Raw genomic sequence first — 25272 nt, 5'->3', positions numbered from 1 at the left:
AAAAGTCGGTTTCCCTGGTTGGGGAAAATATTCTTTTGACCCTGGGAGCAGTTTTTCACTGTTTAATCTCTCTTATTTGCGGGGTTGATTCTCCGATTATTTTTTTAAACCTTCAGCAGGAAGCCCCTGAGTTTTAGCTCAGGGGTAGTTGACTCCTGCTTTAGAACTCGATCAGGCCGTTTGGGTAGTATATAATACACGCCCCACGGAAGTATTCGCCTCCGGGATGTCTGTATCCGTTTGACCCGCTCCAGTCGAAGTTGAGCCAGTATTGCTTTGCCTGCCCCTCTCCAAGGAATCTTTCCGAGTACCAGATATTCCTGGCAGAGGGGTATCTTTCTGAAATATAATCCAGTATCCTGTACGCCGTATCCCTGTCATTCCCTATGTAGAGTTCGGGATAAGCGTGCCCATAAGACTCGTTGTATGCCGTAACTACCCTTGTATTGAATCCCATATTTTTCAAAAGGGCAGACATAACAATTGAGTAATCATCACAGTCCCCTACATATCCACTGTCGATAGTCTGGGAAGCCCCGAAGAAAAACTCGGCGTTTTTGTCATACCTGTACTGCCAATTCCTGTTTACGTAATTAAAAACTGCACAGGCATCTTCCATATTGTATCCTGAAGTCTTTCCCGTGATATTGAAGACCTCTTCTCCGACCCTTTCCTCTCCTGATCCTATAGCTCTCTGGAAGTTCTGAGACAGCAATCTGTATTCTTTTGGATAAACAGCACCTGACTTTTCTTTGGGATAAGTGGGCACCTCAGGTATCCCCCGGGGGGTAATACTTTCAACTCTTTCGCCAACTCCGGTAAGATCAGTCTCTTCGGCTTTGAACTCATTTTCCTGGACAGCTCCTTCAGGCAGGAGTTTATTCACCTCATCAGTGACAATGTTCTCCTTAAGGCTGCCAGTATCCATACAGCCGGCTGTCAGTGAGACAAGAAAAATAAGAAATATAAATTTTGAAACCTTCACATAGACCACAAAATCAGATCCAGAGGTACTGTATAAGTATTACAGCTTAATAAACTTCTCTAAATATAATAAAGTAAATTTATATATAACCTTGACCTCTGGGTTTTATATAGTGTTTACTTCTCTCTTTCTCTTTTTAAATATATCCCGCATTTGGGATAGTCAAGCCCTTCACAATATTTTCCTTTAGGCTGGAATTGGGGGCACGATGAAGAATATTTACATTTCTTGCGTAAGATAATGGACAAGATCCCCATATATGGACTCTCCTACGTAGTTAATATTGCATTGTCCATATATATTATATGTTACATTGTGTTCTCTTCAAGCATGGATCTGCCCTGTTTCAATCTCTAAGGGGATTGCATTTTCTGAAGTAACCTCGGTTATTTTAAAGTATGGCAGCCCCTTAATTGCCAGCTGAGCCATCGAGTATTCGATATCCGGAGTGGGACCCTTAATCTTGAGAGGACTGGCTATGATGTTGAGCAGTTCTGCAAGGTTGGGGCTGTTCGACTTCCATGTCCCATCACTCTGTGTTTCAGCTGTAAAGATTTTCCATTCAATTTTCACAGACATTATTATTCCCCCATTAAAAAATGGTTATTTAGTCGCCAGATGCTTAAAAAAATAAACTACACTCACTCAGATTTAATTATTTTTATATGTTTTTGTCTATAACTTTTTATCACTGATATAATTCGGCTTTTTCCCCTTCAAAGCCTTAAACCGGAGTTTATAAGAAATCATCAATATCGAGTTATAGCTATTGATATTATGCAGGCATAACAAAAAATTAATTAATTTCCACCCCCTTTAAATTAAATTATGATGTCACTACATCTTGAATTAGTCCACCGATTGGCACTTAGAGCCTATCTTGACTTTTCGGATAGGCACTTATATGGTTTCTGTCTCCCCCATAATAAAGAAACCATTATAGGGCATCTCGTTAAGAGATTATGTGTTAAACCCTACAGGTGGGAAATTAGTTGTTTTTTCTGATACATTTGTTTATTTTAATAGCTCTATATTTTCGGTATTATATTAAAATGCTTTGAATTGTTGTCCCACAGATTTAATTTTTTATTATATCTCAGATTTTATGTGCCGTTTGATGTGGTTTTATGCTACAAAATCTAAACTCCGGTTAAATTATTGGCCAGAAAAGAAAACACAGAAAAGTCTCAAAGGGAACTATTTACAGCTACCGAAGAAACCAAAATAAGTAAATTCCACATTCCTTTTTCTGGAACGGCGATATCACCAGGCTTCCCGGAATCCCACTGACAACTATAGCGGTAGCACCATCTCAGGGTGCTCGAGAGTAAAATCAATGGTTATTTCTTCCCCCATGGAGCAGCCCAATACATGTGCATGTTCAATTCCGAGTTCATGCAGCAAGAAATACAAATCCTGATGGCAGGAAACAGGTCTTACTTCGGGTCTTTTTCTTTCCTGATCCTTTCATACACCTTCCGGGAAGATTTTTTCAGCAGGTTATTCAGACTTTCTTTTGATATTGGCTTTGATTTCTTAACTATCATTACCGGCTTTCTGGAATGCCTGGCAATCCTCTGCGAGAGGGTCCCGAGCAAAGAAATTTTAAACCTCTTGCTCGAATCACCAATAATTGTCAGGTCGTAACCATTTGAAACTTCCAGTATGGCATCCTCTACAGAGTATCTTTCGAGCAGTTTGAAGCTGACAGGTATTGAAGTTATCTTTTTGACCAGGTCTTCAAGTTCTCTGGCAATTTTTTCCTTATTTCCCGGATCTTCATCGGGGCTGATAATACGGATTATTCTAATTGTAGCCCCAGTATTTGAAGCGATTTTTTTTGCCAGATAAAGGCCGTGTACCGAATTTATTTCCCCATTATATGCTACAAGGATTTTCTTGATATTGTCAGGCAGGTGTCCTTTTAAGAGAGCTATCTGGTTTTTTGAGGACAGGAGAACATCATTTGTTACATCCCCGAGTGAGTACTTGAACCTCTTTGATTCGTGCCAGCCCATGATAATTATGCCTGCGTTCTCTATTTCAGCCTGTTCAATAATTGAATTTGAGATATTGTGGTCAAATGCAATGATATATTCTCTTTTACTTCCGAATTTTGCAGGATAGTGCTCAAAATCTTCCTTGAAACGGCAGTCCATTTCTATCTTTTTCTCGTGATAGGCTTCCTGAGCTACCATTAAGGTTGTCTGACTCGGAACTTCGATTACATGCAGACAAATTATCTCACTTCCAAGGAAATCTGCCAGCTTTAAAAGGTCACTCTCATGCCCCGGATTGGAAACCGGCACAAGGACCCTTCCAACAGAAGACGGCTCAACGCTCACCTTTTCTACATTGTTTTCCAGCAGGTCAAACAGGTTATATGCCGGCATAGCTTTGCCTTTCCCATAGAACATGTACCATCCAGCTCCTACACATATCAATAATACGGAAAACAATAAAGGAAAACCACCAAGAAGAGGCAGCAATAATATGCTCCCTATGACCCCGAATATTTGCGTGAAAGGGAAAAAGGGGTCGCGAAATGTTGGTTCATATCCGGGTAAAGTCCGTTTTCTGAGGATGATTACTGCCATATTGAGCAGGATGAATATCAAAATGTTAAAAGCCCCGCCAAGTCTAGCCAGCTGCTCTATGTTGAAAAAAAACAGGAGTGAAACCATTACAGTTCCGGTGACCAGTATGGCATTGTGAGGGGTCTCATATTTTTTATGGATCAGGACAAACCATTCTGGCATCAGGGAATCTCTGCTCATTGCAAAAGGAAAACGGGAAGATGACAGTATGGCGCCGTTTGCTGTTGAAAGTGTTGCGAGCAGGGCAGCAAAGGCGATGAAGAATTTCCCGGTGTCCCCTGCAATCAGGCCTGCGATATCTGCCAGTGGGGTGACTGTTGTTACAGTCCCTTCAGGCCCTGAAAATCCTACGGTTACTGCTATTATACCGACATAGAAGAGGGTTACTACAATTGCTGAAGCGATAAACGCCCTCGGAAGGTTCTTTGACGGGTTTTTTACTTCCTCTGAGACAGCGGCAGCTTCTGCGAGTCCCAGATAAGATATGAAAATAATTCCTGTTGTAGTGAATATCGACATTATTCCATGTGATGCTACCGGGAAGAAATTCTCCGGCTTAACCATGAAAGATACTTCTCCCATGAATAGAACCAGTATTACCAGCAAAATGACGACAATAATGTTCTGCAGCGAACCACTACTTTTTGCACCTCGGTAATTAATTATTAACAGGAGCACTCCTGTAACAGCTGCTACTAAATAGAGCGGCAGAGGGTAAAAGACCTGAGAATACTCTGCAAGCCCTATGAGTGCAAAAGTGCCTTTGAATATCAGTGCCATCCAGGAGCCGAGCCCGATTACTGCACCAAGTGCGGCTCCCATTGTCCTGCTGATATAATAATAGCTGCCGCCTGCCACAGGCATGCCTGTTGCCAGCTCTGACATGCTGATTGCTGTGGCTATTGAAATGAGCCCGGCCAGCAGAAATGAGATTATTGCTCCTGAACCTGCATTTGCTACGGCTATTCCGGGAAGAATGAATATTCCTGCTCCAATCATTGTTCCGGTGCCTATTGCAAAAGTTGAGAAAAAACCCAGGCTGCGCCCCAGCCTTTCCGTTGTTTCAACTGGTGCCATCCATAACCCCGTCTTTTCAGGACTCCCGAATCAGTAAATCAAGCCCTGTGTAAACCTTCATTTTATAATTATATTTATAGTGTTGAGCATACATTTCCGCACCATACATCCGGGCAGATAGCGGGAGTTCAAACCCCTGCTTAATGGATTTTGCTTTCGAATAAAAATCTCCGAAAAATATCGTTTTTCTCGTGCAGTACGGTTTCAATCCGTATTTTAGCGGGTTTTGCTTTAGTGTTATTTAGAGGAAGAAGACAGCCCATTTCTGGTCAAAAGGTTCAATTATACTTTAATGCCTCTTGTTTTCGAATAGTACATATACTTATCCGTCTTGTTTTTGAGAATAGAAGCTACTTTTGGAGGTAATTAAAAACAGAACCATCCAGACTAAACTGAATGTTATTAAATAATAAGAGTATTTTATAAATATAAATCAGGGATAAGAGTATTTATAAAATATAAATCAGGGATAAGAGTATTTATAAAATATAAATCAGGGGTTGTAGTATTCTGTTACACATTCTCCAAATAATTTTTTGGATCTTTCAAAGCCTTCATGAATTCCATCTAAATGATCCTGAGAATAATTTGGTTTTTCTTTAACTGCAATTGTATCTATCATCAGGTTAAATCTATCCTGCAGGCTCTGTATCTTTGCAGCTGGATCTTCACCTGAAGCGGGGGAAAGAAATTTGTCCACATTTTCTTCAAAAGTATCTTTTACTATCTCTAAACCTTCATTTATTCCTTCTTTAAAATCTGAATAAGCCCGGCTATCCTTATTCCTCTCGATTAAATCACTGAATTTTCTAACTGTTTTTGTAATTAGTAGTTGATCCAAATTTTGCTCCTCCCTAGATAAAGATAAAAAAGACCGTTTATGCCACAATAAGAAATTCAAATCAATATTTTAGCAGATCTTGCTTTTGAATAATGAATTTAATTATTATTATCACTACTTTTTATTATCACTACTTTATATGTACTTTCGTTTCAATCCCTGTTTTATTGGCTCTTGCTCGTGAGTTTTACTTATACTGCTGAGCCTGGTCTCAGAAATCGTGTTTTATAGGAGGAAGCGTAAAACCCATGAAATCTTCATTTCATGGGATATAAGCGTCAACTTTCATTCCATCTCATCTGTAGTATACGGGGCAGAGTCTGTATGACTTGTCCTCAGTAGAGGGAAGGATGACTCAGGAAGCCGCTAAATCTTTAGTTTAGCGGTAGTTCACAAGGATGAGGAATGTATTTCTAAGATTTGACAGAGGAAAAGAATAGAGTTTAAAAGCTCTATTAAGATTGTAAATATTTTTTATGAATCTTCCAGGGGAAAAGACTCTTTTATGAATTCTCCATATATTTTTTTAGATATTTCAAATCCACTATATACTCCATCTAAACGTTCTTCAGAACAATTTGGCTTTTTTGGCAGGACAATGCCGTCTAAAAGCTGATTAAACTCATCCTGTAAGCTCCTTATCCTAACCGTCCACTCTTCATCTAAGGGTAAAGAGAACTTTCCAGCGTTTTCTTCGAAGGTGTATTTGGCTATATCCAGACCTTTATTTACTCCTTCTTTAAAGTCTGAATAAGCCTGATAATCCCTATTCATTTCAATATAATTATTAAATTCTCTAACCAAATTTTTGGTTTTTTGTTTATCCAAACTCTTCGCTTCCTTTTTTCATTTAAATTTTTATTCATAGTAGTAAACAAATCAAATGTTTATTGTAAAGAATCTTTCTCACAATATAATAAACATACGATTTTAAAAGAATGGATTTCAAAATTAGAATTATTTGAAGAATTTGTTATATATTGTAAAAATAGCGCTTGATAGATGTTCCTGCTTCATGTGTTCGGCACCGCCGCGTCCGCAAGAACTGACCAGCCAATTGTAAAAGAGCTTTGATAATTCCACACCTGTTGTGTCTACGTACTTATAAAAAAGATAGCTCAATGGAATTATTATAAATAGTGACAGGAAGCACGATATTAAAACAGCCGCTCCATATGGCAATACCGGATACAGGGCGAGGAACACTGCACAGGTGAAACTGCTTATCACCAGGAAATGTACCAGGTACAGAGAGTAGGAAATTTTTCCGAGGAACACCGGCACAGGGGACGAAAAAAAGTTTTGCATCCGTCGGCTGTTCAATAAGGCATACATTATCATGCCGGCACCTATGATATGATAGGTCACCGTTGGTGTTTTGAAGAAGCCGGTATTGAGAAAAGAGTATAAGGAATCGGCTTTCACAGGGCTCATAGGGTACGACCCGAGAAACAGTCCCAAAATCAGTACAATAGACAATATTATTTGATTACCTTTTTTAAATTCCGGCGTCTTATTGTTGAACGTGTCGGCGAACACCATTCCTATTGTAAAAGCAAGATAGTAAGAGTTGTGGAAAAGCACGATTGCGGCAAGATAGAATGTCCAGCGGTTGCGCAGTGATCCGAACAGTAATGCCATTGCAAAAACGAACATCGACCCGAAAAATTCTATTTTCATCGTCCATAAAACCGGGTTGTAGGACATCTTACCGCCTACAAAAAAAGATCCCCACAAAGCCTGTTTAACCGCCTCGACGATATCTGGTGTAAAGGCCCAGTAGTCGCGGTAATTGCTGCCTGCAGAAATCACCATAGTTTCGAGATAATAACGGTATAATCCGGCTGATGCCAGTAAGTAAGAGAGCATTACTGATGCAAATACCGGAATAAATAATCTGAGATATCGGCGCACTGCGCTGCTTATAATTACACCGTTTTCCTTTGTTTTAAAATACTTCTGGGTTAATACATAGCCGCTAAGGACAAAGAAGATGCACACTGAAAAGTTTCCAGCGCCAATTAATCCCAGGGGTGTGCCCGAAAAAAGTTTATCAAGGTTTCCGAAATGTGAGGGCAATTCAGTACCATATGCCATCGCCGGAGCTAATGCGACAAAAAAATGCATTATCATAACATTAACCGCAGCTATGCCACGCAGCCCATCAAGGTAGGTGATCTTCCCGGCCATGTTTATCGCTCAAAGTGTATTGTTTAAAACTGTTTTTATACACCTTGTTTTAATTGATATTGCTCGCGAATCAAAAGGGTAAGAATCCATAATAAACTTTCTTTTTGTTTCAATCCTCCTTTTAGAGGAGATTGCTTTCGAATAATTCTATATACGATTAATCATATATTATAAAATATGAAAGGATTTTCTATTGATATCGAAGAAGCCACTCTGGAAAACAACAATTTCCGTAAGGTACTCTATACTTCAAAGCACAGCCAGCTCGTACTTATGAGCCTCAAGCCCGGGGAAGACATTGGAATGGAAGTCCATGAAGAAAACGACCAGTTTTTCCGTTTCGAGGCAGGCCAGGGAAAGTGCATAATTGACGGCAATGAGTATGAGCTGAGTGACGGGGTTGCAGTTGTAGTGCCAGCCGGTGCGCAACACAATGTTATCAACACCTCGAAAACAGAGGATCTGAAACTCTATACGATCTATTCCCCAGCACACCACAAGGATGGAATCGTGCGCGCCACGAAGGAAGAAGCCGAAGCCAATGAAGCAGAATTCGATGGTGTGACCACGGAATAAGCTCATAAAAATCGGCAATAGATTAAGCATTGAAAATGCAAAATAAAAACGCTTTTTTTCATCAAGCGTTTTTACTTTTTTATCTTTAAAAGTGAAAGGTCGGGATGAGTTCGCAAGGATTGCGGGAGCTGTTGAGTTTGTATCCCGGCGTTTTTATTCCAATTTTAGTGTCTCTTGCTTGCAAACGAACGGGCTATTCTACTCATTTTTCTACTCATTTTTCTACTCATTTTTCTACTTATTTTTCTACTCATTTTTCTACTTATTTTTCTACTCATTTTTCTATAATGTTGAGACTATTTGGATTATATACACCAAATATGCCAGGTTTTCATACTTTATTTATACTTTATTTTTTCATGCTTTTTAATATAATCCCGGCTACTGCCAGAGCTACAACCACGATCACAACACTAAGTACGGTATTTCTGTCCTTCTTAGACTCTGTTTCTTTGGGATTTTCCAGTTTGCCCATGGATCTGCTTTCAGCAGAAATCTGAGTGCTTTCTTCCGAGATCTGCTGTGAGTCATTGCCGGTAATCGCAAAAGATGCATAACCCGGAACTTCTGAAATGAAGTACAGATACTTATCGTTCTGTCCTGTCAAATTGGTTGGCAACTGCTCCCAGGTTTGTTCTTTGTACCTGTTAAGCACTATAGAAGCAGGATCTATATGTTCTTCCTGGACCCATGCCTTTTCTACCCTGAAACTCAGGACAGGATTTTTTATTTTCTTTGAGGTTGAATATCCGGCGGTTCCTACCCACACATTAAAGGATTTGTAGACCTCTCCATCAGGCAGGTCTGATACAAGCGTGGACTTGACCTTTAATTGCTCAACAGTGGTTGTGGTCTTGCCTACGTTTTCAACTGAATCAAAGCCCACATACACAACACAGGTTGCACCCTTTGCAAATTCAAACCTGACAGCATCACCGTTTTTAATGAATACCTTTGAAAACTCACTTACTTCAATATTATTTGCAGGTTCATGAGACACACCACCGCTACCACTACTACCACCACTGCTGCTCTTACCGCTGCTTCCACTGTCCTCAGGGGAAGCTATAGGGGTTGGTGTTGAGGTTGAATCCGTTGAATCTGTTGAATCCGTTGAATCCGTTGAATCTGTTGAATCCGTTGAATCTGTTGAATCCGTTGAATCTGTTGAATCCGTTGAATCTGTTGAATCTGTTGAATCTGTTGAATCTGTTGAATCTGTTGAATCTGTTGAATCTGTTGAATCTGTTGAATCTGTTGAATCCGTTGAATCTGTTGAATCTGTTGAATCTGTTGAATCTGTTGAATCCGTTGAATCTGTTGAATCTGTTGAATCTGTTGAATCTGTTGAATCCGTTGAATCTGTTGAATCCGTTGAATCCGTTGAATCCGTTGAATCCGTTGAATCTGTTGAATCTGTTGAATCCGTTGAATCCGTTGAATCCGTTGAATCCGTTGAATCCGTTGAATCCGTTGAATCCGTTGAATCCGTTGAATCCATTGAATCTGTTGAATCCATTGAATCTGTTGAATCTGTTGTATCAGTTGTATCAGAAGTTGGTTCGGGGGTAGGTTCTGGCGTAGGTTCTAGAGTAGAATCCTGGTGCTTCTCCAGAGGCACCAGAGGCTCATCAGCAGAAAAAGTTGCAGCAGACGTACTGCCCGAAATAACCTGAAGTATAAGAGCTAATGTAAATAAAATGAAGAATATCCTTTTTGCAGTCAGAATAACACCCCTGTGTTTTTTTATTCCGTTATTGCCCACACTATATAAATTAATATTTATTTTTTCCTGATTCAACCCTTAATTCAGTCCCTGGAATTTGCATTCTTAGCTGTGTCCGGGATAGAATCATTTTTATTGTACCGTTTTTTGTAATAGATTGAGAGGTTTTTTGCTCTCGAATACTGCTTAGACCCGACCTTTCGCATAAGTCCACAAAAATGTCCCCCATTTTCTCAATATGGCTATAGATTAAAACTCAACTCGCCATAATATTGAAAATATTGGACAAATAGGCAATTAATTACCTATTTTTGTACATCTGCGGAAAGTGAGTTCGATTGACAAAGGTGACGGAAAAATTAAGTTTCAATCTCTGATGAGTTTTCAAATCGGTTGCAATCAGGATCTTTCTATTTCACGTCGATCATCAACAGTGATATACATCGTCATGATGACCATAATATTCCAGAATAACAATTTTTTCATAAACCTTCAGCAGGAACCCCCTGAGTCTTTAGCTCAGGGGAGGAATTCCTGTACTTGGTTTTGTATCCGAAAGTCTCTGCAAAATCCCAGCCGGATTTCCGGATTTGGGATTTTAGAATCCCGATTTCAGTTGTATGTTTTGTTTTTGATCTGCTTCCTGAGAATTTCAGTTGTATGTTTTGTTTTTGATCTGCTTCCTGAGAGTTTGAATTCCCCATTGTGCAGGGTTTTGGGACAGTTTCCACAGAGCGTTATCAGTTTTTCTGGTGAATCTGTTCCCTGGTTTGATATGAAAACGATATGGTGGCAATGCAGCCGGGAATTCTTTGATTTTCCCCTGCAGTGCTGGCAGGTATGAGCCTTAAACTGAGGCGACATTCAAGGGTAACTATTTTTTTTCACCATGGTGGCACTGCGGCACGGTGGAAACAACGACTTATAAAAATGGGCATCTTTTATCATGTTTTTATTGACCAACATACATATAAGAAAAGTACACCTAATTTTTTCACCGAAGTGGTATTATGCTGGATATGCTCAGAGGCATTACGATCGATGATGCGACAACCCGGGACATGGATGATGCAATCTGGGTGGAAATCACGGAAAACCGTGGATGGCACGTCGTGGTCATGATCGCGGATGTTGCAAAGACTGTTCCCCCGTATTCAGAGCTTGATCGACTTGCGATGTCTCGGGTTGAGACCAGGTATTATGCAAAAGGTAACAGCCCAATGTTGCCCCGGCGGCTCGCAGACGAGAAGCTTTCCCTGTGGCCGGGAGAGTCGAAGTATGTCCTTGCCGTGGATATTATTCTTGGCGAGGACCTATCGATCCTTGAAACAAGGCTTTCGTGGACTGGGATGACCAGTGAAGCCCGACTCGCATTTTCTGACATCCCCCGCATTCTCTCTGATCAAGAGCACCCGCAGCATACTCTCATCAAACTAGCAAGCCAGCTCGCGAAAGGTCTTTTGACGCAGCGTCGCAACTGTGGAGCACTGGCATTCTACGACTTGAATCGAGGGCTGGTGACGAGTGAAGAAGGGTCGCTGCGGCAGCTGAGACATAGGGATGATACCATTGGTTATGTTATCATCCAGGAGCTGATGATTCTAGCTAACATGACCGTAGCAGAGTATGCGGTCATAAATGACATTCCTATCCTTTTCCGTAACCATACAGCCAGGAACGCTACCCCTGAGCGGGTGGACTTGTTGAAGCTGCTTGAAAGCACGGCTGTCGTCCCTGAAATAAACATAGCTGCTATCAGGCATACCACGTACATGATGTTCAACAGAGCGGAATACAGCTCTGCCATCCTGGGCCATTTTGGACTGAACCTCGGAATGTATACCCACTTTACATCGCCCATCCGAAGGTATGCTGATCTCGTGAACCACCGGCAGATCCGGGCACATATCCGGAATGAACCTTTGCCCTATTCTAAAGAGGAGATTCAGGCAATTGCATCGCACGTCAACCTGGCACGCCTCGAAAACGACAGGTCTAAAAGTGAGTACATGAAGGAAAAGGCGTATAGAAAAGCTGAGTCGACCATTCAGAGGAATCGGATCGAGGATGCAAGCGATTCAGACTTTGAACGCATCACCAAATTTCTTATCCGCAAAGGGGAGGATTGCCCTGAGGCTTATTACGATGCTTTCCGGAAACGCCTTGGAAATCTGCCTATCATCTGCGCAGGGCTGGTACTCCTGCAGGCTCCTGATGGTGAAAGATGGACCGAACTTAAAAGAACATTGCTGGAGGAAATGGCAACTGTTCCTCACAAGGCAACTTCGATCTTCGACATTGCACAACATATAGCAGGCTGGCAGATGCCCGTATTCGAAGTGGATGAAACTACCCGGGGCAACCTGCCGGTATTCACTGCCCGGAGCACCATCAGAGTAGATAACGAAAAGTACCAGTCTGCCGCATACGAGGACTTGACAAAGAAAGGTGCTGTTCAGCGGACATACGTAGACCTGCTAGCAGTTATTCTAGGCTTACCCGCTCCAGACTTGAAGATCAAAATAGCAGATCCACCTGCCAGTAAGGAAAAAATGACGATTAACACATCAAAAGACCCGATTTTTGCCCTGCAGGAGTATTGTCAGGCAAAGAAACTCCCCTTGCCAGCTTATTCGTTTAAGACAGATGGCCCTACCAATAAGCCAATTTTTACCTGCACCTGCACTTTTGGCTCCTTGACCAGCACCGAAAAGGCGGGAAACAAGAAAAGGGCAAAACGGCTAGCTGCCAGGGCGATGATCTACACTTTAGTGCCCGAAAATTGATGTCAAATTCGAGTTGTAACGAAAAGTGCAGTGCTGCTGTGTCGCCGTGCTGTTTTTAGTTTCAATTCCTGTTTTAGTGGATATTGCTCACGAATTATCTAATACATCTGGATACGAGTTCAATTTCAAGTTTCAATCCTTGTTTTAGTGGAAGCTACTTTTCGACAGGATCGTCTTTCCTTAGTTTCAGCAAATTATTAAGTAATTTCAAATCTGAAAACCAATGTCTAACAGCTTATTTTTGCCTAACTGTATAATATTCAAAATTTTCTATTTCATTCTTTGTCTAAGGAACTTATTGACCTTAACAAATTTGAAGCTGATTTATTCAAATATTATACCAAATTTTTTAATAATTTCTGATTTATATTAAATTTAAACCTCAGCTTACTCACGGATGCTCTATATCTATAAGTTCGGGATTTTCATTCTGTTCCGTATATTGCATATCCCGATCCACCGAAGAATTACACTCAAGTATTATGGCTCCACTCATTGGTGTGGTTCCTCCAGTGATATCAGATATTACTTCTCTTTCTTCTAGGTTTGATCGTTTTAGTTCATTTAAATAAATTTCTCGAACAATTTTTCGAGTACTTTTCAGGTTAAAAGGGTCTTCTATAGATACTATTTTTATGTGTACGCTAGGTTTAAATTGCTTTATAAAGTGTTCCACAACTTCCTTTGCTGCGAGAGATTGTTCTGTACATAAAAGCCAGCACACATCTAAACTATTGAGGTGATATATTATAGCCCTTAAAGTTTGTCCAACTCCTCTTTCCTTAAAAAGAAGTTCTAACTCCTTAGTATCGTTTTTATTCTTTACAGAATCTCTTGCACAGTTTATTCTGTTTATAAGATCTCCTTTATCCTTTATCGAGCTTATTGAAACTATAAGTCCTTTATATTTTGTTTTAGGAGCCGGAATAGTTTTCGGGATATTTATTGTTTTACTCTTTAAATATACAAAATGACTACTACAAACTATAACAATTAAAATGAGTATTATAATAATATATTTTAATAATTTAGAAACACTAAATATTGATGGTAAGTAACCTGCCAATATATTAATCAGAAATCCACCAATAAGCAAGTTTGCCAAAAAACTGTAACTCGGATGCATTTTAAAAAATCTATCGAATTCATCAAGAACGCCATTCATGGTAACCACGCCTAGTACAAATCAACATTTAAAAATAGAACCAACTTTATAATCGGGGGAATGTCTTTCCACAATTACAGCTCCTTCCAGCCTTGGGTCATATGTGGCTATGAACTTTGTGGGGTGGTAGAAGTGGGTCAGGAAACAGTAGAGCCAGATTGGTCCCCTACCACTTAAAATAACACCTTTTGCTCCATTTACATTCGGAGGTGTGATAGCGGCCAAATCTTCAGGACCAAGTACGTCATCCATTTCGAAGGAAATAAGAGTATATTCCTTTTCTTCTTTTGAAGTAAATTTTATGTTTCCCATTTCCCATCCTAGTTTTGTATATTTTGTACAGTAGATTTCTAAATCAATATTTTACTTGAAATATCCATATCCAACAGAAGTTTTTGCACCAATACCATGCTCTTTGAGGGCTTTATTCATCCATTCGTAAGCAATTGATAACACATTTGTGTCTTTTGCCCCTACTGCAAACTCAAATTCCGTATCTTTCACAACTAAAAAGAATATGGGCTTTGGATCATGATAATCAGCAGGAGGAACTGTATTTGAATTATCAGAATAATATTCTGCAAAATGAGGGTTCATTATTTCGGGTTTAATTTTTGGACAGGATAAGGGTAAGGCATCAAAAAATATAACTTTTCCCTGCCTGCTTTCTCCATAAAAACTCTCTTTTGGACAGCCGAATATATCGCAGAATCCTTGATCTTTTAATGCATTATTTTCTGCATTTTTTAAATCAATATTCCCATTCTCTTTTTTGCTGAAATTTTCCAGTATAACATAACTACGAATAATACCTTTCAATGCGCTTCCCGAAATATATGGAATGCCATAAATATGGTGTAGAGCTATTGCAGTTTCATAAACGGATTCATTTCCAAGACCAATTGCAAGTTTCCAATCAATCGAATACGTAGTCTGTTTTATAGTCAATCCTGAATTTTTGAGACTGTCCTTTTGTCTCTCAGATAGGGCCAAAAAATTTATGCCAGAAAAATTGGGTTTGATGTTTATCAAGACGTTTTTTTTATCCATTTCAAAAAATTTAAACTTCTTATCCTTGGAATCAAAAGGTGAGACTTTGTTTAGTTTTAAAGCGTAATTGTCAATTGATTCAATTTGTTTCTCTATTAACTTTCTTGTATCTGAGGGCAATATATGTTTAATATAATCATCGTTGCCCCTGTATTCTCTTGGATTAGTTTTAATCTGCTTTTTCCCGCTGGGATTTAAATAGGTGGACTTAGTCTTGCTTTTCATTTTCAGGTTCTCCTTCAATTAGTCCTTCTGAAAAACGAGAAAGCCATTTAAAGAGAGATAAAACCTCATTTGTGACAGCACGATACGTTGGAGAATCAAGTGAAACTATCCATTCCACCAGATCTTTATCTTGCTTTAAAAGTCCACTTTCCTTTAACCACTGAGAAGTTTGGTCATATATCAAATTATAGGCGTAGTTTGGCTTATCAGTTTCTTCAGCCTTTTTGACTTTCTTTGCTTTTACAAAAGCAAAAGTTTCACCCAGCCCATTTGTTTTAATCAGCGTTGGTATTTTTCGCACGTAAGCTTTGTACTCTTTTTTTCTTTCTTTTTTGCTCCCTTCCTTGGCTTTCTCGTATGCAAACTTAGCTCTTCCCTGCTCCAGCCCTTTTCTTGCACTTATTTCGCTCATCGAATGCTCCCCCTTTTTAAATGCTCATTACTCTGGTTCTGACAATTCCTTTACCAATGGTAGAGTTTCCGCCCAGCTGGATTACATGTGGAAGTCCGTTGACAAAATACTCCATTACTAAATCTTCCTCGTTTTTTCCGTTCTTTTTTACAAAAATTTTTTTGTTTTTATTTTTTCCTACAAAAACGGGACTTGTCAGAATAAGAGAATAAAGAATAGTTTCACTTGGAAGGTACTCTTCAGTGAATAGGGCACCTGTCTGGACAGTTCCTGTTTCAGAATTTATCTTGACTCTTGTTATTACTTCAGTTGAAAGATTTACAAAATCCTTAAAATCATCATCACTTAAAATAACAAGATCTTTTTGCAGTTTTTGTTTCCAATAGTTGAAAATTTGACCTTCAGGAATCACATTATTTGAAAGCCAGAGAGCCAATTTTGAACATTTTTCATCTTCTTTTTTGTCTTTTTTCACTTCAAACGTGTATTCTTCCAGGATAACTTTATTTTCCTCAAATAATAAATTACAGCCGTTTGGCACTGTATTTTCTCCTGGCAACTCTGGAATGCCCTGAATTTCAGCCAGATTAAGGTCAGTAATGAAATGCTCTAAAACCTTTGGACATGTAACCCATGCAAAAACACCTTTCATTGATTTTACTGGGAAAAGTAAAAGTCTAGCATCCGTAAAACCAATTGCAGATCCGTGATCTTCTCCATTTTCCGGCCCAAACACCAGTGAAATAATTTCTTTGTCAGATTTTTTAACAGTCTGGGAATCTACATTAATCTCTGCATGATCATTTTCAAATGCCTCTCGAATTCCTCCTTTTAAACCAGAACCTTCTATTTTAGGAAATCCTGTATGCCTTTCCCTTTGAATAGGTAAGTCTACTACACCGAGGTCTGTACCACTTCCAGCATGAAGAGGAGTTTCTACAGTCAAGAAAAAAGGTTTTACTTTTTTAAACATATTCCCATCACTCATCCAATTTTATTTTTTATTCAGTTACCTTCCCAACAAATGTTATGCCAAATCCCTGTTTAGAGTTCTCTTCCGAAATTGATTGTCTATTGAATAAAGAAAATATTTCCTTGAAATCACCTTCGAGAATTTCAAAATAATAAACACTCCCGGCAGGAGTGACTTTCCACATAGGTTTTGGTTCTTTCTTTTGGAGGTCAAAGCCTCCCAGATTCTGGTACTTTCCCACCGAAGCTGTCAAAAGCCTAAATTTTGAATTTTTGTACTTTCCTTCTAGATTGTTTATATCTATCCAAGATGGGATCCATCCTTGGTGGAAAATCGCAGGAGTGGATAAGTATAATTTGAATTTTTGAATATTTTCACCAATATTATCTTCAGAAAGACCACAAACCATTAATGGATCCAATATTTTTTCGTAAGAAGCAGCTTTACCTTCTCCACCTAATTTTAGCAAGCCCTTATAAGGAATCTCCAGACCCTCAAATTCAACCAGTAGACTGAGGTTATTGAGTCTTTTCAAACCCACTCTGTAAATTTTAGATTCTTCTGCAGTGTGGGTCTCTTCACTCAATCCTATACCTATCTTTGGCTCAGTAATAACTCTCGAATTTAGTCGTAAGATGGGAAAATTTTTGCCATTGCAAGATAGATACTCTCTCAAGAACTTCCCACTTATAAGACTCTCATCAACGGCTTCAACTCCTTGATCTCCTTTCAAAACATGAGAAGTAGGGCATGAACTTTTCAGTTTCATTTCAACGAGAGAAAGAAGGTATGCCTCATTCTCTAACTCAGGTTCCACATCTTTTTTTTGAACTAAATCAAGGGGTAAAGGTAAATGCAGGGTATTGTCATTCTCTAAATTGTCCAAGTAGTAAATACCCTGTATTACCAGATTGTTGGTAGGATCTTCTTTAGTATTTGCTTTTTCAAGTTGGTCAATATGATTCGAGAAATAAGCAGTTCTTAATGCACCATATATTACTGAAGGAGAAGGTGGAAAAATGCAATTTCCCCATGTATCTTCTCCCATAGAAAATGGTTTTCCATCTCTAAAAAAAAGTGTGTCCAAAGGATCAACTTTTATCAGCATTAATTAGACCCCCGTTCAATAAAAACCGCAGTATTTAAAAGAGACAGGAAGTTTTCTAAAGATCTACTTTCCCTGGCAAGTGCACACAACTTTTCTGTTATATCTGCGATTGCCTGATCTTTTCTACTGCGATATTCCGTGTCACTTTCGCCTGTATATTTAACCATCATACAGGATCTACTTATTAGCCGTTTAACTTCAGTTTCGAAAAGTGGAAATTCTGAATAATTACCTTTGTCATCCATTAACAAATTGAATTCTTCACTTAGTTTTTTTACAAAACTATCTGAAAAAAGTGGAGTCTCAGAATTGCTAGGAGATCTTAAAAGGCTAATTAATTCTGCTAAAACTTCTATGGTATCCAGAGTTTCATACTTCCAATTGAATACAGTTTTGTGTATTTCTCCAGATCTTTTAAGCACAGCAATTGCAAAAGCGTCTTTCTTATTATTATCATCAATTGACTTTGCCTCATGTTCCATTTTTCTCGCCCATGTAAGAACTTCTTGAAGGGGAGTTTTGTAATGAGCAATGCAAACACCACATGAAGCCGATGATTTTTCTCCTTGCTTTGTATATGAGAATTCCTCAAATGCTGGGAAGTACTCCCTTAGTTCTTTCATTATAGGTAACAAATAATTAAGATTGATAAAAGCAAGAACATCATCGCCACCTGAATAGACCACTATACCTTTTGGATTTTTTACAATATCGTTTACTTTAATTGCATATATTCCAAGCTTTTTCGTCAACTCAATTTGAAAATTCATTAGATTAGATTTGTCCTTGTCATCCAAAAATTTCCCTGAAAGCCACTTTCCCATGTTGTCTCCGTCAAGACAAAGCAAAGCATAATAGGTTGAAAACCTAAGTCCCATTTGTTCTGCTGTGTTTGTGAGTTGGGTTAATTTTTTCAAGCTAATTTCTGGATCGGCTTTAATCCCATTTTTTTCAAAATATTTTTTAGTCAAATTATCTTTAAAATACAACTGTTCATCAAAATCTTTACCAAAAAAACTCTTATAGTCATTTAATAATGAATAATCAAGTTTTGAAAGTGTATCCATCAGCGCTATTTTAGCTGTAGAAGGATAATCGCTGTGATAGTTTTTCTTAAAATGTCTGCCAGCAAAGCGTTTGGAAAGGCATACTGCGCATAGACCTTCTCCATCACTAATATATTTGTTAGAGACGTTGGTTATTCTTTCCGCATCGTGAACATGTGCTCTCTTCTTGGCACCACCATAAAAGAGTACATTTCTTTCGCCACATAGTGAACACTTCCTGCCAACTTCTTGAAATTGATGAAAATGGCGTATATTTTTTACTGCTCCTAGATAACTTTCAAGCTCGTTAAATTTTGAAGTGTATTCTCCTTCTTCAAAATCCAATGCAATCCAGTGCAGATCCAATAAATAGTCTATTTGCTGGTCAAAACCTCCTGGAGCACTTAAACTTAATTTTTTAATGATATCTTTGCATATTTCCCTGTATTCGTTTCGAACAAAAATACATAATTCAGAGCCAATTTTTTCAGGGTCTTCACATTCAATTTTGGCAATAAAACGATTTGGTTTGGAAGTGATTTCTTTATTTGGATAAATTAAATCGCATGAGCTGACTAACGTGTTTAATTTATCTATAGTGATATCTGAGAGATGTGATAAAAGGAAGCTTCCTGCATAGAGATCCTGTGTTTTTCTGGACTGGGCGATATAAGACTGAACCGGTCCTATTGTGAAAAGAAACAGAAATTGGCTCATAATATCCCCGCCTTGAAATTTTCTTGAATCGAATAGTTTGGTATCGTATTGGGATCTTTGAAGACCGTATTCAAAGTGGATATAATCGGGAAATATCTATTATTAGAGTTTTTCAGAACTGATACATATATTGGCGAAGCAAGACGACCTGTATTCCAAGATGACACCGATCCCAAAGAATAATTACAATATTTGCTTGAAGCCTGTCCTATGCTCTCAAGCACTTCTTTCCAATCGGCATACTCTCCTCCAAAAGCGACTTCCTTCAGAAATGGGTACCGAAACTTTGGAGAAAAGTTCTTTTTCAAAACAATTTTTTCACCTTTCATCTCATATTCGTTTGAACCCACACAAGTGATTAATTCAAAAATATCTTCTATTTTTAGATTGAAGTTTTCGGGTTCCAAACTCCCAAAACCCCTACGAGACCTTTTGCCGAATCCACCCAAAATAAGGCTTAATTTTAAGATATTGCTATAAACTTGAATATTGGAATAACTCGATAAAATTATCGAAAAATATTGATCAGGAGAAATACAATTAACGCGTGCAGCATCCCTATGGGGTAACAAGAAATAATTAATTTTCTTTAGTTCTTCACTTTTAATCCGAATTCTGATCTTTGATTTCCCTACTTTTTCATTGCTTGTCCCAAACAAATCTGATTCCTGCTTTTTTAATTCTTCAAGGGATAAATGCCCATTTACAGCTCTCCACCAGAATCTCATCATACCTTTAATTGAAGGAGGTCTTAACTCTGGAGTACGACCATCAGCTCCAGCCAAAAGAAGTGGAGTGATAGTTTTACATTTTATTGCTTTTGTTTCCAACTTGTGCCCTCCAAAACAACTTAATCAAATTATTCCAAATTGATTGTCCCATCTAATTTTTTCTCACAGTCCCAAACCCCTTAGCAACCCCTTTTCCTATCCCCAAAAAATCTGGAATCAAAAAATTGGCCATAAAACCGCCGTTAAAAGAAATGAAATCCATCCCTTTGTACTTTGAACGCCTGAGCTCCATATCTACATCACATTTTATGGTATCAGGAACCGTATATCCGAAGGTTTTTGACATGGAAAGCAAATTTCCTACCAGGGTCTTTCTTAGCATTTCCTTTTGCTCTCCAGAGTTGCTGGTCTCGAAAAACTTTTCTTCATTTTCTTTGTTGAGAGCAAGCCAGGGTGTCAGGAATTCGTAGAAATAGATGCCTTTTGTAAGGCCAAAGTCCTGTTTTTTGATCCTCATGGACCTTTCAGTGATTTCAAAGTCTCCGTGAGGAAGGGTGACCGTATCAAATTTGTCAAATAAACCTTTCAAGATTTCTGCTCCTTCATTTACGCCGACTATGATAGGTATCCTGTCAAGGACTTTGTACTGCACTAGAGGGTAACGATAGTAAAAACTGTCAGTGTTATGGTTGTGGAGCTGGTCATATTCATTGAATTTTGACGCAAAGAAACCACGAATCTGATTCGCATCTCCCCTGAATTCTTCTGTTCCTTCAAAAGTCATTTCAAGGGTTTTGAGTTTAATGTTTTCAGGATTCATAAAATCTATCTGGAATTTTTTACAAATACATTTTTCAATTTTATTTATTATAGTTAAACATAAATAGTTTTTGATATTTATAAAAAGGTTTTACTACTTGTGGGATGACATACTATATATTAAAATAGATCTTTTGATATTTTTATTGAAACTCTGCTTGATTCTTTCAAGCCCGGCAGCATAGTCTGTGTGTTTGCAGTAGTTCACCCAGGGGTCAATAACTTTATATATATTTTTAATTCTATTATTCAGAGACTAAATTTTATTTTTGTCGTCTTAAGTCTCTTTATTTATGCCATCCCCACTCTTTATACTCTCAATAACCTTTTCAATGGACCCCTCGGTAGGTATGACCTTTATAATACTCCCTGACCCGTTTTCCTCCACAATTTCCTGAAAATAAAAGCCCACGAACTCAAACCCATTCCCAGCAGTCCCGAAATATGTCTTTTCTTTGTTCAGTTCAAGGCTCAGTTCAACCAGAAAAGCCCCAACCCTGTCAGGATCGATCCATTCCTTTGAAAGGACTACAAAATCATCTGCAAAACGCACAAGGTGCTCAACTGACTCCCATTCAACATTCTTGAGCCCGATTTCAACCCAATGGTTGTCGAACTGGTCCAGGTAGAAGTTTACAAGAAGAGGTGAAATTATTCCACCCTGGAGCAGTCCTTTTTTCGAATATTTTCCGAACCGCTTTTTCTCACGAATTCTTATATTTGATGAAGAGCCCGTTACTGAAAAATGTTTCAATCCTTGTTTTAGTGGATCTTGCTCACGAATCATCCTTGAAAGAACATCCTGCCTCGGAGCACACAGTTTCAATCCTTGTTTTAGTGGATCTTGCTCACGAATTCTCGTTTTCAGAGACAAGTGTGTACACATCTTTCAGTTTCAATCCTTGTTTTAGTGGATCTTGCTCACGAATTTCTTCCATAGACATAAGCATAAGATCCAGGTAAGGTTTCAATCCTTGTTTTAGTGGATCTTGCTCACGAATAGAGGGTGCAATCTTGAAATGGCGTTTGAGTATATTTGTTTCAATCCTTGTTTTAGTGGATCTTGCTCACGAATATGTATATTTGATGCAAAAGAGGAAGACGCCCCCATTAGTTTCAATCCTTGTTTTAGTGGATCTTGCTCACGAATTGTGATCTTACAATACTCCTATACGCAGTTATCATATAGTTTCAATCCTTGTTTTAGTGGATCTTGCTCACGAATTCACAGAAGACGAATTAATAGAGTATGGGAGAGTAGTTTCAATCCTTGTTTTAGTGGATCTTGCTCACGAATAGTCTTGGATACGGCTTTCAGGACCACCTGAACAAAGTTTCAATCCTTGTTTTAGTGGATCTTGCTCACGAATTTGAGGATACTACTATGACCGACAAACCCGGAGACGGGTTTCAATCCTTGTTTTAGTGGATCTTGCTCACGAATATTCCCTTCGACTTTTATAAGGCTGTGTGGATCAGTTTCAATCCTTGTTTTAGTGGATCTTGCTCACGAATTCGGTTTCGATTTGTCCTAGTATATGATTCATTTTTGTTTCAATCCTTGTTTTAGTGGATCTTGCTCACGAATAGGGACAATTATTCAGGCAGTGGAAGCCTATGGAAAAAAGTTTCAATCCTTGTTTTAGTGGATCTTGCTCACGAATCAGGGCGGTTGAAACGTGGATTAATTTGTTTCCTTCGGTTTCAATCCTTGTTTTAGTGGATCTTGCTCACGAATGTGGATTGACGTAAAAAAAGAGGGCTAAACGGTTAGAACAGTTTGCATTTCTACAGATTCCAACCGCTTAAATCCTGACATCTGCCCAAAAATACCAGATCTATTGGCCTGTGTAATTGTAGATGAATCAACAGAGTCGGCTCCATTAACTCTCGCCCGTATTATGTTTCTAAATGTACCTGCGCGTCCTACATGGCAAGGCAACTTTCTATCATGTGCATATTCAACCCATTTTTCCAGTGTGCTCCATTTCCAATCGGTGGAACCTCCTACAAAAACACCATCGTATTGACTTATATATTTATCTACATCACTTGAATACATTCCATCTTGGACAGCTAAAGTTTCAATCCTTGTTTTAGTGGATCTTGCTCACGAATGCCTTTGTGTATGTATTCGATGATACAAAAAACCCTGGTTTCAATCCTTGTTTTAGTGGATCTTGCTCACGAATCCCCTGGTCAAGATATGGAAAAAAAGCCGTTGTATTGTTTCAATCCTTGTTTTAGTGGATCTTGCTCACGAATACCCCGACTTCATTCGCGGAGGTTTCACTTGACGACGTTTCAATCCTTGTTTTAGTGGATCTTGCTCACGAATGGTTGCATGTAGAGTTGCAAGATACCGCACATCGAGTTTCAATCCTTGTTTTAGTGGATCTTGCTCACGAATAAAACAAGAAACAAAACCCAACCATACAAGGAGAGTTTCAATCCTTGTTTTAGTGGATCTTGCTCACGAATCGGAATCAATAGACATGACTACAAAAACGGATTTATGTTTCAATCCTTGTTTTAGTGGATCTTGCTCACGAATTATAACACCTTCTGAGGACTGGTCAAAAAACGGTAGTTTCAATCCTTGTTTTAGTGGATCTTGCTCACGAATTTGCCCGTCGGGTGAAGCTGTAGAATTTGTTAAGTGGTTTCAATCCTTGTTTTAGTGGATCTTGCTCACGAATTTTACTACACTACTACTACGCACTTATCATATAGTTTCAATCCTTGTTTTAGTGGATCTTGCTCACGAATCAGAAATTAAAATAGTTCAGGCTATCCTCAATAAGAAGAGAGGAAAGTTTCAATCCTTGTTTTAGTGGATCTTGCTCACGAATAATAAATGGCACAGTCGCGAGCGTCGATATCACGTAGTTTCAATCCTTGTTTTAGTGGATCTTGCTCACGAATTGGATTCATTGCAGATGGTATAGGCATGCAAACAAGGTTTCAATCCTTGTTTTAGTGGATCTTGCTCACGAATCTCAAAATCACAATCCTCTATAGCAGAATTTGCGCAGGTTTCAATCCTTGTTTTAGTGGATCTTGCTCACGAATAAATATTCGGGCATTGTGACCATGTGAGAGGACAATGTTTCAATCCTTGTTTTAGTGGATCTTGCTCACGAATACTGCGGACCCCTGGCTTTATTCGGCTCACTTCCGGTTTCAATCCTTGTTTTAGTGGATCTTGCTCACGAATGGCGCGTATAGGGTATTGTAGTAAGAGAAAAACGGATGTTTCAATCCTTGTTTTAGTGGATCTTGCTCACGAATAGGGCAAAAATTTCCGTTATTACGCCAGAAAAGGCTTAAAATCACCTCTTTTTTGGGACTTGAATTCTTGCTGGAAAATTATCAAACCCTTTATAAATACAAGAAAAACTCCTCAAACGCAGATATTCAGGGAAAGCAATCTATGTACTTACTAGGAGTTAAGATGTTTTCATATATATTTCTTGACTTTTTCCGCTGATTTCCCTGTTACATTAGAGTACATAATGATCAGTGGAAGATAATTCATTGAAAATGAATTGACAGCTGATTTATTTTATTTTTACGGTCTGCTGGTGTGAATATTTTTCAGTTTCTTTTTTATTTTTGTGGATTTTATTTTTACTTTGGTGTATATCATATCCGCAATTATATGTGCTTCTATAGAGACAACAATTCCGGATAATAATGATATCAAATATTTTGTTGGGATTTGATTTATGTCGAGGTCGAAAAACTTGACAACAGGTGCTATGATGAATAAACTTACGGTTGAAATTATTATGATGGGACCTGATAATGGATGGTGCAGTTTCCCACGGTGCTTGAATATTTTTTGGTAAGGCCACCAGATGTATTTGAGGATTCCCCATCTTTTGAAGGGCTCGCTTTTGGTATCAAGATCGGGACTGAGATAATATGTTCCGAATAGGAGTGCAAATGAAAATATTGCAATAGTATCAAATTCAAGATATTCCAGTGGAATATGCGATTTTATATAGTGCGTATGTAAACCTAGCAATATACCAAACAGCAATATGATGTTTATTTTTGTGTGAGTTTTTCCATTGGGCATTCTGAACACCGTTTTTAAACTGGAGAGTATCTATCTGATTCGAAACCTTTTTTCATCTAACCGATACATATACTTTTTAAATCTTTATATAATCATTTATATAATTCATTTAATTAGACAGTAATGGTTAATAATTCATTTGGGCGGTTATCGATAGATTTTGA

The 25272-nt window shown here is 38.5% G+C and carries 22 protein-coding genes and 2 CRISPR repeat arrays; of the genes, 2 read left to right on the top strand and 20 right to left on the bottom strand.

Annotated features, from left to right (window positions below; all coding sequences use genetic code 11):
• Positions 1 to 160: 160 nt before the first annotated feature.
• The 7 genes from MSWH1_RS13155 to MSWH1_RS13130 form a co-directional block, all read right to left on the bottom strand.
• Entirely contained in the window at positions 161 to 928 is a 768-nt protein-coding gene (locus tag MSWH1_RS13155) for a transglutaminase-like domain-containing protein (protein ID WP_082088254.1), read from the bottom strand.
• 381 nt (positions 929 to 1309) lie between these two features.
• Positions 1310 to 1564 carry a hypothetical protein gene (locus tag MSWH1_RS13150; protein ID WP_048129220.1) on the bottom strand — a complete coding sequence of 85 codons (255 nt, stop codon included), beginning with the start codon at positions 1562 to 1564 and terminating at the stop codon, positions 1310 to 1312.
• Positions 1565 to 2278: 714 nt separating this feature from the next.
• The gene (locus tag MSWH1_RS20665; RefSeq protein WP_304413486.1) at positions 2279 to 2389 is read right to left on the bottom strand and encodes an alpha/beta hydrolase; all 111 of its coding nucleotides are present in this window, start codon (positions 2387 to 2389) and stop codon (positions 2279 to 2281) included.
• Positions 2390 to 2421: 32 nt separating this feature from the next.
• Positions 2422 to 4659: an amino acid permease gene (locus tag MSWH1_RS13145; protein WP_048129218.1), complete on the bottom strand. Its 2238-nt coding sequence runs from the start codon at positions 4657 to 4659 to the stop codon at positions 2422 to 2424.
• A 493-nt stretch (positions 4660 to 5152) separates the two neighbouring features.
• Positions 5153 to 5500, bottom strand: coding sequence for a hypothetical protein (locus MSWH1_RS13140; RefSeq protein ID WP_048129216.1), 348 nt, complete (start codon positions 5498 to 5500; stop codon positions 5153 to 5155).
• A gap of 474 nt (positions 5501 to 5974) precedes the next feature.
• Positions 5975 to 6328, bottom strand: coding sequence for a hypothetical protein (locus MSWH1_RS13135; protein ID WP_048129214.1), 354 nt, complete (start codon positions 6326 to 6328; stop codon positions 5975 to 5977).
• Between the two features lie 129 nt (positions 6329 to 6457).
• Positions 6458 to 7690: an acyltransferase gene (locus tag MSWH1_RS13130; protein WP_048129211.1), complete on the bottom strand. Its 1233-nt coding sequence runs from the start codon at positions 7688 to 7690 to the stop codon at positions 6458 to 6460.
• Between the two features lie 177 nt (positions 7691 to 7867).
• Here MSWH1_RS13130 and MSWH1_RS13125 point away from each other — a divergent pair, with 177 nt between their 5' ends.
• Positions 7868 to 8266 carry a cupin domain-containing protein gene (locus tag MSWH1_RS13125; protein ID WP_048129209.1) on the top strand — a complete coding sequence of 133 codons (399 nt, stop codon included), beginning with the start codon at positions 7868 to 7870 and terminating at the stop codon, positions 8264 to 8266.
• A 349-nt stretch (positions 8267 to 8615) separates the two neighbouring features.
• Here MSWH1_RS13125 and MSWH1_RS20935 read toward each other — a convergent pair whose 3' ends face one another.
• Both MSWH1_RS20935 and MSWH1_RS18495 read right to left on the bottom strand, forming a co-directional pair.
• Positions 8616 to 9887 (bottom strand): PGF-pre-PGF domain-containing protein, encoded by a 1272-nt coding sequence (locus MSWH1_RS20935; RefSeq protein WP_369798531.1) that lies wholly within the window; start codon positions 9885 to 9887, stop codon positions 8616 to 8618.
• A 717-nt stretch (positions 9888 to 10604) separates the two neighbouring features.
• A complete protein-coding gene (locus MSWH1_RS18495) occupies positions 10605 to 10856 on the bottom strand; it encodes an HNH endonuclease (protein ID WP_082088149.1) in 252 nt (83 codons plus the stop codon).
• Between the two features lie 146 nt (positions 10857 to 11002).
• Between MSWH1_RS18495 and MSWH1_RS13110 the strand changes: the two genes are divergently transcribed.
• Complete coding sequence (locus MSWH1_RS13110) at positions 11003 to 12778, top strand: RNB domain-containing ribonuclease (protein ID WP_048129205.1); 1776 nt, start codon at positions 11003 to 11005, stop codon at positions 12776 to 12778.
• A 391-nt stretch (positions 12779 to 13169) separates the two neighbouring features.
• Here MSWH1_RS13110 and MSWH1_RS13105 read toward each other — a convergent pair whose 3' ends face one another.
• The 11 genes from MSWH1_RS13105 to MSWH1_RS13045 all read right to left on the bottom strand — a co-directional run bounded on the left by MSWH1_RS13105 (position 13170) and on the right by MSWH1_RS13045 (position 25108).
• Positions 13170 to 13943 (bottom strand): hypothetical protein, encoded by a 774-nt coding sequence (locus MSWH1_RS13105; protein ID WP_048129203.1) that lies wholly within the window; start codon positions 13941 to 13943, stop codon positions 13170 to 13172.
• 21 nt (positions 13944 to 13964) lie between these two features.
• Positions 13965 to 14255, bottom strand: a complete 291-nt coding sequence (gene crn3 / locus MSWH1_RS13100; protein ID WP_048129202.1) for a CRISPR-associated ring nuclease Crn3/Csx3 — start codon at positions 14253 to 14255, stop codon at positions 13965 to 13967.
• Between the two features lie 51 nt (positions 14256 to 14306).
• Positions 14307 to 15218 carry a type III-B CRISPR module RAMP protein Cmr6 gene (gene cmr6 / locus MSWH1_RS17630; RefSeq protein WP_052723180.1) on the bottom strand — a complete coding sequence of 304 codons (912 nt, stop codon included), beginning with the start codon at positions 15216 to 15218 and terminating at the stop codon, positions 14307 to 14309.
• The gene (cmr5, locus tag MSWH1_RS13090; protein ID WP_048129200.1) at positions 15202 to 15630 is read right to left on the bottom strand and encodes a type III-B CRISPR module-associated protein Cmr5; all 429 of its coding nucleotides are present in this window, start codon (positions 15628 to 15630) and stop codon (positions 15202 to 15204) included. Before cmr5 ends, cmr6 begins: the two co-directional genes overlap by 17 nt.
• Before the next feature lie 16 nt (positions 15631 to 15646).
• Entirely contained in the window at positions 15647 to 16603 is a 957-nt protein-coding gene (cmr4, locus tag MSWH1_RS13085; protein WP_048129199.1) for a type III-B CRISPR module RAMP protein Cmr4, read from the bottom strand.
• Positions 16604 to 16631: 28 nt separating this feature from the next.
• Positions 16632 to 17711 carry a type III-B CRISPR module-associated protein Cmr3 gene (gene cmr3, locus MSWH1_RS13080; protein WP_048129197.1) on the bottom strand — a complete coding sequence of 360 codons (1080 nt, stop codon included), beginning with the start codon at positions 17709 to 17711 and terminating at the stop codon, positions 16632 to 16634.
• Entirely contained in the window at positions 17711 to 19474 is a 1764-nt protein-coding gene (gene cas10 / locus MSWH1_RS13075) for a type III-B CRISPR-associated protein Cas10/Cmr2 (protein ID WP_048129195.1), read from the bottom strand. The genes cmr3 and cas10 overlap by 1 nt, the downstream gene beginning before the upstream one ends.
• The gene (gene cmr1 / locus MSWH1_RS13070) at positions 19471 to 20304 is read right to left on the bottom strand and encodes a type III-B CRISPR module RAMP protein Cmr1 (RefSeq protein ID WP_048129194.1); all 834 of its coding nucleotides are present in this window, start codon (positions 20302 to 20304) and stop codon (positions 19471 to 19473) included. Before cmr1 ends, cas10 begins: the two co-directional genes overlap by 4 nt.
• A 52-nt stretch (positions 20305 to 20356) precedes the next feature.
• Complete coding sequence (locus tag MSWH1_RS13065; RefSeq protein WP_048129192.1) at positions 20357 to 21025, bottom strand: CRISPR-associated endonuclease Cas6; 669 nt, start codon at positions 21023 to 21025, stop codon at positions 20357 to 20359.
• A gap of 276 nt (positions 21026 to 21301) precedes the next feature.
• The gene (locus tag MSWH1_RS13060) at positions 21302 to 21694 is read right to left on the bottom strand and encodes a reverse transcriptase domain-containing protein (protein WP_231591974.1); all 393 of its coding nucleotides are present in this window, start codon (positions 21692 to 21694) and stop codon (positions 21302 to 21304) included.
• A 5-nt stretch (positions 21695 to 21699) separates the two neighbouring features.
• Positions 21700 to 22762: direct repeats of the CRISPR family, unit length 37 nt; unit sequence GTTTCAATCCTTGTTTTAGTGGATCTTGCTCACGAAT.
• A 343-nt stretch (positions 22763 to 23105) separates the two neighbouring features.
• Positions 23106 to 24315: a CRISPR direct-repeat array (repeat unit 37 nt; unit sequence GTTTCAATCCTTGTTTTAGTGGATCTTGCTCACGAAT).
• Between the two features lie 280 nt (positions 24316 to 24595).
• The gene (locus tag MSWH1_RS13045) at positions 24596 to 25108 is read right to left on the bottom strand and encodes a metal-binding protein (protein WP_048129186.1); all 513 of its coding nucleotides are present in this window, start codon (positions 25106 to 25108) and stop codon (positions 24596 to 24598) included.
• Positions 25109 to 25272 lie beyond the last annotated feature (164 nt).

This window comes from Methanosarcina sp. WH1, assembly GCF_000970005.1.
Taxonomy (GTDB): Archaea; Halobacteriota; Methanosarcinia; order Methanosarcinales; family Methanosarcinaceae; genus Methanosarcina.
This window is presented reverse-complemented; position numbering and strand designations above follow the sequence as displayed.

Excerpts from the sequence above, each read along its gene's own strand:
- cmr5 (WP_048129200.1), bottom strand. The coding sequence starts at position 15,630 with ATGAGCGAAATAAGTGCAAGAAAAGGGCTGGAGCAGGGAAGAGCTAAG.
- MSWH1_RS13110 (WP_048129205.1), top strand. The coding sequence starts at position 11,003 with ATGCTGGATATGCTCAGAGGCATTACGATCGATGATGCGACAACCCGG.
- MSWH1_RS13125 (WP_048129209.1), top strand. The coding sequence starts at position 7,868 with ATGAAAGGATTTTCTATTGATATCGAAGAAGCCACTCTGGAAAACAAC.
- cmr3 (WP_048129197.1), bottom strand. The coding sequence starts at position 17,711 with ATGCTGATAAAAGTTGATCCTTTGGACACACTTTTTTTTAGAGATGGA.
- MSWH1_RS13130 (WP_048129211.1), bottom strand. The coding sequence starts at position 7,690 with ATGGCCGGGAAGATCACCTACCTTGATGGGCTGCGTGGCATAGCTGCG.
- MSWH1_RS13155 (WP_082088254.1), bottom strand. The coding sequence starts at position 928 with ATGGATACTGGCAGCCTTAAGGAGAACATTGTCACTGATGAGGTGAAT.
- MSWH1_RS13105 (WP_048129203.1), bottom strand. The coding sequence starts at position 13,943 with ATGAATGGCGTTCTTGATGAATTCGATAGATTTTTTAAAATGCATCCG.
- MSWH1_RS13065 (WP_048129192.1), bottom strand. The coding sequence starts at position 21,025 with ATGAATCCTGAAAACATTAAACTCAAAACCCTTGAAATGACTTTTGAA.
- MSWH1_RS18495 (WP_082088149.1), bottom strand. The coding sequence starts at position 10,856 with ATGTCGCCTCAGTTTAAGGCTCATACCTGCCAGCACTGCAGGGGAAAA.
- MSWH1_RS13045 (WP_048129186.1), bottom strand. The coding sequence starts at position 25,108 with ATGCCCAATGGAAAAACTCACACAAAAATAAACATCATATTGCTGTTT.
- cas10 (WP_048129195.1), bottom strand. The coding sequence starts at position 19,474 with ATGAGCCAATTTCTGTTTCTTTTCACAATAGGACCGGTTCAGTCTTAT.
- crn3 (WP_048129202.1), bottom strand. The coding sequence starts at position 14,255 with ATGGGAAACATAAAATTTACTTCAAAAGAAGAAAAGGAATATACTCTT.
- cmr4 (WP_048129199.1), bottom strand. The coding sequence starts at position 16,603 with ATGTTTAAAAAAGTAAAACCTTTTTTCTTGACTGTAGAAACTCCTCTT.
- cmr6 (WP_052723180.1), bottom strand. The coding sequence starts at position 15,218 with ATGAAAAGCAAGACTAAGTCCACCTATTTAAATCCCAGCGGGAAAAAG.
- MSWH1_RS13145 (WP_048129218.1), bottom strand. The coding sequence starts at position 4,659 with ATGGCACCAGTTGAAACAACGGAAAGGCTGGGGCGCAGCCTGGGTTTT.
- MSWH1_RS13150 (WP_048129220.1), bottom strand. The coding sequence starts at position 1,564 with ATGTCTGTGAAAATTGAATGGAAAATCTTTACAGCTGAAACACAGAGT.